9 protein-coding genes and 1 other RNA gene are annotated in these 9,299 nt (G+C 59.1%); 8 read left to right on the forward strand and 2 right to left on the reverse strand.

Going from position 1 to position 9,299, the window contains the following annotated elements:
• Positions 1–26 precede the first annotated feature (26 nt).
• From PHV01_RS01075 to PHV01_RS01085, 3 genes are read left to right on the forward strand one after another with little or no spacing between them, the layout of a single operon-like run.
• Positions 27–371, forward strand: coding sequence for a metal-sulfur cluster assembly factor (locus PHV01_RS01075; protein ID WP_337289286.1), 345 nt, complete (start codon positions 27–29; stop codon positions 369–371).
• A complete protein-coding gene (locus PHV01_RS01080; RefSeq protein ID WP_337289287.1) occupies positions 365–1,441 on the forward strand; it encodes an Mrp/NBP35 family ATP-binding protein in 1,077 nt (358 codons plus the stop codon). Before PHV01_RS01075 ends, PHV01_RS01080 begins: the two co-directional genes overlap by 7 nt.
• Before the next feature lie 39 nt (positions 1,442–1,480).
• Positions 1,481–2,356, forward strand: coding sequence for a DUF2249 domain-containing protein (locus PHV01_RS01085; protein WP_337289288.1), 876 nt, complete (start codon positions 1,481–1,483; stop codon positions 2,354–2,356).
• A gap of 72 nt (positions 2,357–2,428) precedes the next feature.
• On the opposite strand, the gene PHV01_RS01090 is transcribed toward PHV01_RS01085, so the two are convergent.
• Complete coding sequence (locus PHV01_RS01090; RefSeq protein ID WP_337289289.1) at positions 2,429–2,692, reverse strand: helix-turn-helix domain-containing protein; 264 nt, start codon at positions 2,690–2,692, stop codon at positions 2,429–2,431.
• Between the two features lie 56 nt (positions 2,693–2,748).
• Positions 2,749–4,128 carry an ammonium transporter gene (locus PHV01_RS01095; RefSeq protein ID WP_337289290.1) on the reverse strand — a complete coding sequence of 460 codons (1,380 nt, stop codon included), beginning with the start codon at positions 4,126–4,128 and terminating at the stop codon, positions 2,749–2,751.
• Between the two features lie 1,010 nt (positions 4,129–5,138).
• Between PHV01_RS01095 and pheT the strand changes: the two genes are divergently transcribed.
• From pheT to PHV01_RS01120, 5 genes are all read left to right on the forward strand, one after another.
• Positions 5,139–7,556 carry a phenylalanine--tRNA ligase subunit beta gene (gene pheT, locus PHV01_RS01100; protein ID WP_337289291.1) on the forward strand — a complete coding sequence of 806 codons (2,418 nt, stop codon included), beginning with the start codon at positions 5,139–5,141 and terminating at the stop codon, positions 7,554–7,556.
• Positions 7,557–7,658: 102 nt separating this feature from the next.
• On the forward strand, positions 7,659–7,943 hold the full coding sequence (locus PHV01_RS01105) for a hypothetical protein (protein WP_337289292.1): 285 nt from the start codon (positions 7,659–7,661) through the stop codon (positions 7,941–7,943).
• A gap of 7 nt (positions 7,944–7,950) precedes the next feature.
• Positions 7,951–8,277: a cell division protein ZapA gene (locus tag PHV01_RS01110; RefSeq protein ID WP_337289293.1), complete on the forward strand. Its 327-nt coding sequence runs from the start codon at positions 7,951–7,953 to the stop codon at positions 8,275–8,277.
• Between the two features lie 61 nt (positions 8,278–8,338).
• Positions 8,339–8,524, forward strand: a non-coding RNA gene (ssrS, locus tag PHV01_RS01115) — 6S RNA.
• A 170-nt stretch (positions 8,525–8,694) separates the two neighbouring features.
• Positions 8,695–9,299, forward strand: a 605-nt coding sequence (locus tag PHV01_RS01120; protein ID WP_337289294.1) for an Rnase Y domain-containing protein, incomplete at its 3' end; no start/stop codon positions are given.

The raw sequence follows: 9,299 nt of genomic DNA on the forward strand, positions 1-9,299 counted from the left end.
GAAGTAAAGGTACACGGAGAGGAGGCATGATGACCCAACCAGAAACATCACCAGTAACCGAAGAACAGATTTACAGCGCGCTTCGGAAACTTCTTGACCCGGAGTTGGGAGTCAACATTGTGGATCTGGGTCTGGTCTACGACGTGCAGATCGAGGGCGGAAATGTTGCTATCCGCATGACCCTTACGACGCGCGGCTGTCCCATGCACGCCAGCTTCGTCCAGGCAGTCGATCGCGCTGTGTGGGCGTTGGACGGCGTCACCGGCGTGACGACCGAGGTCGTGTGGGAACCGGCCTGGAATCCGGATATGATCTCGCCTGAGGGGAAGCGGGCTCTCGCCGGCGGAGGACGTGGGGTTCCCTCATGGTGACGCCTGTGTTGACGGTGGATACGGTTATCTCGGCGCTTCGCCAGGTCAAGTACCCGGGGATGAGTCGCGACCTCGTGTCCTTTGGCGTCGTCAAGAATACCCGGGTAGAGGGTGCTACCGTCTACCTCGAGCTCCAGGTCCCGACGGAGGATCGCGAGGTGATCGCTAAGGTGGAGACCGCGGTCCGTGAGGCGCTCGGTGGTGTACCGGGGATCGGTGAGATGCGGATTCAGGCCGTCCCGCGCCCCACGCCTCAGGATTCCGCTCCCGGACCCTCTCCACTCCCTGGAGTTCGACGGATCATTGCCGTCGCCTCCGGTAAAGGCGGTGTGGGCAAGAGTACCGTATCCGTGAATCTGGCTCTGGCCCTGGCGCAGTCAGGGGCTGCGGTCGGCCTTCTGGATGCCGACATCTACGGGCCGAATGTTCCCCGGATGCTGGGCGAGCCTGGCCGCCCCAAGGCGCATGAAGGCAAGATTGTCCCGCTGACGCGGTACGGTCTGAAAGTGATATCGGTCGGATATCTACTGGGTGACCAGTCGCCGATCATCTGGCGTGGCCCCCTGGTAGCCCAGGCCCTGAAGCAACTCCTGCACGAGGTCCACTGGGGCGAACTGGACTATCTAGTCGTCGATCTACCGCCGGGAACAGGCGATACCCAGTTGACTCTTGTGCAGGCCGTGCCGCTTACCGGTGGAGTCATTGTGACCACACCATCGGCTGTGGCCCTGATGGACGCCGAGAAAGGCCTACGGATGTTTCGCGAGGCCCGCGTCCCGATCCTGGGCATCGTAGAAAATATGAGTTACTTTATCTGCCCCCACTGCCAGGGAGAAACCGATATCTTCAGCCGGGGCGGCGGGCGCGAGGTCAGCGAAGCGCTTGGGGTCCCTTTCCTGGGGGAGATCCCCATCAAACCGGCTATCCGCGAGGGCGGGGATACCGGTGCTCCCGTGGTCGTTGCGACGCCGGAGTCCGCCGAGGCGTTGATTTTCCGCGCTATCGCGGAAAAGGTGTGCCTGGCGGCCGAGACTGCCGCCGAGGCGATGCCTCACGTGATCATCCGCTAACAACCAACAACCCTGTATCTCTCTAAGGAGGAAGTCACGATGTCAGAGAACTATGCAGCAACCGTAGATGCCCGTGTCCTGCCGATTCCGCAGAAGCACCCGACCATCTTTCGTGCCTTCGACGAGTTGGCGGTTGGGGAGACCATGCTCCTGGTCAACGATCACGATCCCAAGCCGCTCTACTATACATTCGCCGCAGAGCGGACGGGGGAGTTCGAATGGCGCTATCTGGAGAGCGGTCCCGAGGTGTGGCAGGTATCGATCCGCCGGGTTGCCGCTGCCGCAGGGCAGCATGCGCCAAGTGAAGGACATAGCTGTGGCGGGCACCACGAACACCACGAACACCACGCGCACCAGCATGCCCACGCCGGTTCTCCGACTCAGATCCTCAAGGACGAGCATACCCTGATCCTCCAGGCGTTGGATGGGCTGGAGCGAAAGCTGGCCGCGCTGGAGGCCGGCGCCGCCCCGGATCGGACCTATTTCGAAAAGGCGGTGAAGTTCATCCGGACCTTCGCCGATGAATGTCATCACGGTAAGGAGGAGGACCTGCTGTTCAAGACCATGGTGGACCGCGGCTTTCCGTTACAAGGAGGACCCATCGCGGTCATGCTGTCGGATCACGAGGCCGGTCGCGCATACATCCGTGAGATGGCTGAGGCCTCGGCGGCCGTAGGACAGGATCCAGCCGCGGCAGGGAAGATCGTCCGGAGCGGGCGTGCCTACATCCAGATGCTGCGGCCTCACATCGATAAGGAGAACATGATCCTGTATGCGATGGCGGACAATCTGTTAAGTCCGCAGGATCAGACGAAGCTTGGAGAGGCGTTCGAGCGCTTCGAGACTGAAAAGATCGGCGCGGATGTCCATGAGGAGATGATGGCCCTGCAGGCAGAGTTGAAGGTGGGGGCCTGATAAAAAGAGCAAGAGCGGACTGACCCGTTCGCCTCCCAGAGATGGGAGGCGAACGGGAACGTTCGGATACCGTCAGCCGTCGATTCGGAACTCTTTGATGATCCGGTACTTCTTCATCTTGTAGGCGAACTGCCGTGGCGTGAGACCCAGGCGAGCGGCAGCCCTCGCCTGGACACCGCCGTTTTCCCTTAGCGCCCGCATAACCAGCTCGCGTTCAAGCTCACCAAGTACCTGTTCGAGGTCGACCTGGTCGCTCAGGATCTTGGCCGCTTCATAGAGCGCCCTGAACCCGATAGTCCTTGGGTCGTGGCTCCCCTTTTTTTCCTGAACGGTCATGTTTACCATGCTATTCAAGATCGGTGCCAGCGCGCGGTGCCCGCACCATCCTTTCCTTAGAAGCCGTAGGCGTTCTCTTCGTGCTGGGTCAGGTCGAGACCGATCTGTTCTTCTTCACTACTGACCCGCAAGCCGACCAACGCGTCAACGAGTTTCAGGAGGATCACCGTACCTACAAACGCCAGGATCATGCAGGCCAGCACGGCGATCACCTGCACCACGAACTGGTGAGGGTTGCCGAAGAAGAGTCCATCGGCGGCGTCAGGGTTGACCGCCTTGGATGCGAACAGGCCGGTGGCCAGTGCGCCCCAGGTACCGCCGACGCCGTGGACACCTACAACGTCCAGTGAGTCGTCGTAGCCCAGCCGCGCCTTGAGCATACAAGCAGAGTAGCACAGGATCCCCCCGGCGGCCCCGATGGCGATCGCCGCCATCGGGCCGACGAAACCGGACGCTGGAGTGATCGCGACGAGCCCGGCTACGGCGCCGCTGGCCGCCCCCAGGACGGTCGGTTTACCCCGGGAGCTCCACTCGACGAACATCCAGGCCAGGGCAGCGGCCGCCGTCGCGAGATGGGTGACGACAAAGGCATTGGTGGCTAGCCGGTTGGCGGCGGTGGCGCTTCCCGCGTTAAAGCCGAACCAGCCAAACCAGAGCAGGGCCGCGCCGGTGACCGTCATCGTGAGGTTATGGGGCGGCATCGGTTCCCCGGGATGGCCGCGACGTCGCCCCACGATCAGGGATGCAGCCAGGGCCGAGATACCGGAGCTGATGTGGACGGCAGTACCGCCGGCAAAGTCGAGCGCGCCCATCTTGCGCAGCCATCCGCCCATCCCCCAGACCCAGTGTGCGAGCGGATCATAAATCAACGTCGCCCATAGTAGGGTAAAGAGTAAGAACGCGCTGAACTTCATCCGCTCAGCTACGGCGCCCATGATGAGGGCCGGGGTGATTACCGCAAACATCATCTGGTAAATCATATAGGCTTGGTGTGGGATGGTCGCCGCATAGTCGGGGTTGGGATCCAGTCCAACACCGCGAAGCCCCACCCAGGCGAGACTCCCGATGATCCCACCCGTATCGGGGCCAAAGGCCAGGGAGTAGCCCCACAGCGCCCACTGCACGCTGATTAAGGCCAGGATGATGAAGCTTTGCATGATCGTTCCCAGCGCGTTCTTTCGACGGACCAAGCCTGCATAAAACAAGGCAAGGCCTGGTGCGGTCATCAGCAACACCAATGCCGATGAGGTGAGCATCCATGCCGTATCTCCCGAGTCGATCTTCGGCGTCGGTGGCGTAGACGATTCGGGGGCCTGCACTGAAGAAGGAGCTTCAGGGGGAGGCGCCTGTTGAGCGAGGATCACTGATGGGGTGTGTAGTAGTACACCTCCCATAACCAGCAAGATCATGACAGTCATCATGAGGCGATTTGGCATGGCTGCTCCTTAGCTCGATGTGGAAGAACGAGAGGAATTAACAAGAGTGTAGGAGGCGACATTATTGTCGTTAACTCCGAACGTGCGGAGTAAGCAGTTTGCGTGCCAATGCCATATTGTCTTTTGCTTCCATGCGAAAGCTCGAAAGGTTCGAAAAATTCACTCATGGGGCTTCGAGTGATTGCGGGAGGGTTTCGACTGACCCCTTGTCCGCTCATTTTCGTGACCATGAATTAGGCAGACGAAAATCGTGCTGCTCATAACTTAGGCGCTACGAGAACCTACAATAGCAAGCCATGAGCTCAAAAAGAGGTCAGTGCGGCTGTAGATCTATTTTCATTGTGGAGGTCTAGATCTTTCCCACATTACGAGTATCGGCTCATACAATGTCTTTCCAAGCTTCAGGCTTAAGAAGTAGTTGCAGGGATGGATTTCGTAGTGGCGATTGTCCGCTGCGCATGGATCTGAGCCGGATCACATCCTCCTCGATGGCGCATTGTACGGACGCTTCCTGCCACTAGGAGATGTCCTGTTTGGTGCGGCGCTCTCCCCTTGTTGGTTGACCTTTAGCAGCTATTGACATAGTCTCCGCCTGTAGCAGTGGTTGTGCGAATGTAGTGGCTGCACCCGGGATCGAATCGACTCCGACATTACGGAATAGAGGAGAGGAGGCATACGCATGGCGGTGTCGAAACCGACACTCAGTAAGGCAAAAAAGCCAAAGGCCGAGGCGAAGCGGGAGTTGGAGGAGATCGTTGAAGAAGTGACGTCAGCTAAGGAGGCGTCGACCGCATATCGCGATCAAGGCTCTATGGGGGGGCTTCAGGCGCCAAGGTCTTGCCGCATGTTGAACAGATTGTTATGGAGCAAGCAAAGACGCGGGTGCAGCCGTAAGATTGGAGAGGGCCGCTTTGACGTTGACACCAGTAGTTTTTTTACGCTATCGTCTTCACTGGATCGAGGATTCGGTATAGCAATAGTGATGTCGGGGTAGAGATCTAATGAGCCCAATGAAGGTATCGCTTGAGTGGCTAGCTGAATATGTCGATGTCGCGCTTCCGGCCAAGGAGCTGGCTCATCGGCTGACCATGTCAGGAACCGAGGTGGGTGGGATCGAAGAGCGCGGCAACGGCTGGCCTGGGATTATTGTCGCGCAGATCGAATCTATCGGCCCACATCCGGCGGCCGACTCTCTTACCTTGGTGGGCTTGGGGTTGCGTGGCGAGACGATCACAGTCGTGAGCGGTGCGACGAATCTCAAGGTCGGTGACAGGGTACCGTTTGCGCCGGTTGGGGCGCGTCTAATAGACGCTCAGACAGGTCGACCCGCCGCGGTGGGGGTGGCCCAGATTCATGGGGTAACCTCGCGAGGCGTGCTCTGCTCCGAGAGGGAACTAGGTCTGTCGGAGGCGCACGAAGGCGTGCTGATCCTTCCCAGTGAGGCCGAGGTTGGCCTGCCGCTCAATACGGTGCTAGGGGACACCATTCTCGACCTCGAGGTCACGCCGAATAGACCGGATTGCCTGGGGATGCTCGGGGTTGCGCGCGAGGTGGCTGCCATTACGGAGGAGCCGCTCAATCTACCTGATCTGACATACCGAGAAACGGGTTCTGATATCAACGATGACGTTCAGGTCGAGATCCTGGCGCCTGATTTGTGCCCGCGATACAGCGCATCCGTCGTTCATGGGGTTACGGTCGGTCCCTCGCCCTCGTGGATCCAGAAACGCCTTATGGCAGCCGATGTGCGCCCGATCAATAACATCGTGGATATTACCAACTACGTCATGCTCGAATACGGACAGCCCTTACATGCCTTCGACTACGAGACGATTCAAGGCAGACGAATCGTAGTGCGGCGTGCTGCACCTGGAGAATCGTTTCGGACGCTTGATGGCACGCTGCGGACCTTAACGCCCGAGATGCTGGTGATTGCCGATGCCAAGCGTCCGGTGGCGCTTGCCGGGATCATGGGCGGCTCGGAGACAGAGGTGACCGAGTTGACGAAGAGCGTGTTGCTTGAGTCGGCCAACTTCAGTTCTGGCTCGATCCGCCAGAGCTGTCGCGCGCTGCGACTCAGGACCGAGGCCTCCCTTCGCTTCGATAAGGGGCTGCCGTCGGCCAACACGATCATCGCACTCCAACGAGCCACCAAGCTTCTCGTGGAGATCTGTGGGGGCAAGGCGTCGCGTGGGCTGCAGGATCTGTTTCCCGCTCCCAGAGAGGCGGTAGAGTTCAGGCTGACTCCGGCGGAGCTTCGTCGCGTCCTGGGAATTGAGCTGACGGTGACACAGATTCGCGACGTGCTGGGCGGCCGGCTCGGGTTCGACTGTCGAGAGGATGGAGATGCCATCCTGGTGAGGCCGCCGGCGCACAGGAGCGATATTCAGATCCTCGCCGATCTGGTGGAAGAGGTGGCGCGTCTGGTCGGCTACGACCGGATTCCAACCACAACGCTTGCAGGCCACCTGCCCGATCACCCGCCTCAGCCGATGCGTGGCCTTGTCGAACGGCTCAGTGACGTGCTCGTTGGCGCCGGCCTGCAAGAGGTGATGACGTATTCGCTGGTCGGCCGACAGCTTCTGAGTAAGATGGTTCCCACGAGTGATGCTGGGACGCCGGATGGGCTTCGCCTGGCGAATCCGATGACCCCTGATCAGGAGATACTTCGGATGTCGCTGCTTCCCAGCCTCCTGGAATGTCTGGCGAGCAACCTTCGCCAGGACGAGGCCGGTCCTTGTCTATTCGAGATCGGACAGGTCTATCTTCCGCGCCACGCCGACTTGCCCCAGGAGCGGCAGATGCTGGTTATCGGCATGGCGGGGTCCAGATGGCAGAGACAATGGAACCGGGCAACTGCGCAGATTGATTTCTACGATCTGAAAGGCGTTGTGGAGTTGTTGCTTGATCGCCTGAATCTTGGGGAGACGCGCTTTATTCAAATCACGGATCAGCGTCCGTTTCATCCCGGGCGAACGACGGCCGTCTGCTCGATGGGTGAACGGCTTGGAGTGATGGGAGAGCTTCACCCGACGGTGGCCCGCAACTGTGAGATTCGGGTCCCCGTGTACCTGGCCGAGTTCGATCTGGAACAGCTTCTGAGCATGGCCGGAGAGGAGTTCTTGCGGATCGAGCCGCCGCCCCGCTTTCCCGTAGTGCGACGGGATCTGGCGCTCGTCGTTCCAGAGTGCGTTCCGGTCGCGGAACTGTTCGAGGCCATCCGGCAAGCCGGAGGTCCGCTGCTCAAGCAGGTTGAGCTCTTCGATCTGTTCCGTGGGGAAGAGCTGCCACCGGGGCAGAAATCGTGCGGTATCGGGCTGGTCTTCCGTTCTCCGGATCACACCCTGACCGATGTCGAAGTAGCCCAGGTCGAGGCCTGCATTGTTCAACAGTTACAGCGGCAGACCGGGGCGCGGCTGCGGGGATAATTTTCGCTTTACAAGGGTGCATGGCTTTGGTAGGCTCTCAACCAAGCAAGGGCTGCAACCGCGGAGATCTCATACTATAATCCCACAGACCAGGGCCTGACGATGCTTGCTGAAGAACTGGAGGCGCTCGAAGATCGAGTAAGGAAGGTGGTTGCGCTTGTAGCGAAGCTCAAGGGAGAGAAGGCAGTCCTTGGGCAGCGGGTGGAGGAGTTACAGGATGTGATCAAGGCGCAGGTGGAGCAGGTTGGGACGCTCGAAGCCGCACGAAAGAAAGATCAGGAGCAACTCACTCACATACTGAAGGAACGTGAGGAAGTTCGATTCAAGATAGATCACTTGCTGGAGGAGATCGCGCGGATCGAGGCCTCTGTTGAATCTGGGGCTTGAGGGTTGCATGGAACAGCTCGTCAGTGTAGTGATCCGAGGGGAACAGTACACGATCCGTTCCGCAGAAGATCCGGCATATGTCCGGAGAGTCGCGGAGTATGTCGATGCGAAGCTGGATGGGGTTGTAAAGGGATCTCAGTCGCTTCCGCCTACCAAGGCGATCGTCTTGGCCTCATTGCATATTGTTGATGAACTCTTTAAAGTAGAAGGAGAAAGGGAACGGTCTGAGGGATTGGCAGCAACGAGGCTCGGTAACTTATCAGCGCTGTTGGGAACCGTCCTCGAAGAGAGGGCAAGCGGTCCTGAGGGTGGTGGATCAGGAGTTCAAAGTTAATGGAGCATAGGTGGAGAAAGAGGATTGCGGTGTGTCGTAGCGCACTGCATGAAGTCAGCGAGACCCCCTGCCGTGTTCGTGATGAGGGCACGTGTTTTGAACCAACAGTAAAAAATAGGGGCCCACTTTGCAGCGTGGTGTGCATAGCCCCACCTTGTGTGGGGAGAGCCTGAAACGCTGCCCGGGCAACCACCTGGTTATTCAGGTTCAAACCTCATCCCTCAAACGGCACAAAGGCGGGGGGTCCTCTTTTTCCCTCTCGTATGTGCTCACCCGTTGCCAGATCCGGTGACCTTTTGTACCCTTCCTGCCTCGGTCCGATGGCCTCTGCCTGTTCCTTTCTTGGCGATCCTCTCGTATTTCCAGCCATGTATGCAATGGCGTTGACATAGGTAGTTCGGAAGGAGGTGGACCTCCGTGGCAATCGGAATTGATCAGCTAGCGATCCTGTTGATCGTAGCGGTTGCAAGCGTTATTGTTGGGTACCTGCTCAGAAAACAGGTAGTCGAGAGTAAGGTGGCCGAGGCAGAGACCCTGGCCAAGCGCATCCTGCACGAGGCGGAGAAAGAAGCAGAAACCAAACTTCGGGGGGCTGAGCTTGAGGTTAAGGAACTTACCCTTCAGGCCAAGGCAGATCTGGAGCGAGAGACTAAGAGTCGTCGTCAGGAGCTCGAAAGCGCGCAGCGCCACTTAGGTCAGAAGGAAGAGACCCTCGAGCGAAAGCAGGAGCAGTTGGAGCGACGTGACCGCGAACTGGATTCACTGGCTAGCGATCTCGGTAACAGAGAGCGGGCTGCCGCCGACAAGGAGACCCAGTGCACCCAGTTAATGGAGGATGCGCAGCGGCAACTGGAGCGTATCTCCGGTCTCACAGCCGAAGAGGCCAGAAAGATCCTGCTCCAGAATCTGGAGCAGGAGGCCAGGATCGAGTCGATGGCCTTGTTCAAACGGCTTGAGGATGAGACGAGGGCGACGGCAGAGACGAAGGCCAAAGAGATCCTGGCCGTTGCTGTTGATAAGTG

Source organism: Candidatus Methylomirabilis sp. (assembly GCF_028716865.1).
GTDB lineage: Bacteria > Methylomirabilota > Methylomirabilia > Methylomirabilales > Methylomirabilaceae > Methylomirabilis.

Excerpts from the sequence above, each read along its gene's own strand:
- PHV01_RS01075 (WP_337289286.1), top strand. The coding sequence starts at position 27 with ATGATGACCCAACCAGAAACATCACCAGTAACCGAAGAACAGATTTAC.
- PHV01_RS01080 (WP_337289287.1), top strand. The coding sequence starts at position 365 with ATGGTGACGCCTGTGTTGACGGTGGATACGGTTATCTCGGCGCTTCGC.
- PHV01_RS01085 (WP_337289288.1), top strand. The coding sequence starts at position 1,481 with ATGTCAGAGAACTATGCAGCAACCGTAGATGCCCGTGTCCTGCCGATT.
- PHV01_RS01090 (WP_337289289.1), bottom strand. The coding sequence starts at position 2,692 with ATGACCGTTCAGGAAAAAAAGGGGAGCCACGACCCAAGGACTATCGGG.
- PHV01_RS01095 (WP_337289290.1), bottom strand. The coding sequence starts at position 4,128 with ATGCCAAATCGCCTCATGATGACTGTCATGATCTTGCTGGTTATGGGA.
- pheT (WP_337289291.1), top strand. The coding sequence starts at position 5,139 with ATGAAGGTATCGCTTGAGTGGCTAGCTGAATATGTCGATGTCGCGCTT.
- PHV01_RS01105 (WP_337289292.1), top strand. The coding sequence starts at position 7,659 with ATGCTTGCTGAAGAACTGGAGGCGCTCGAAGATCGAGTAAGGAAGGTG.
- PHV01_RS01110 (WP_337289293.1), top strand. The coding sequence starts at position 7,951 with ATGGAACAGCTCGTCAGTGTAGTGATCCGAGGGGAACAGTACACGATC.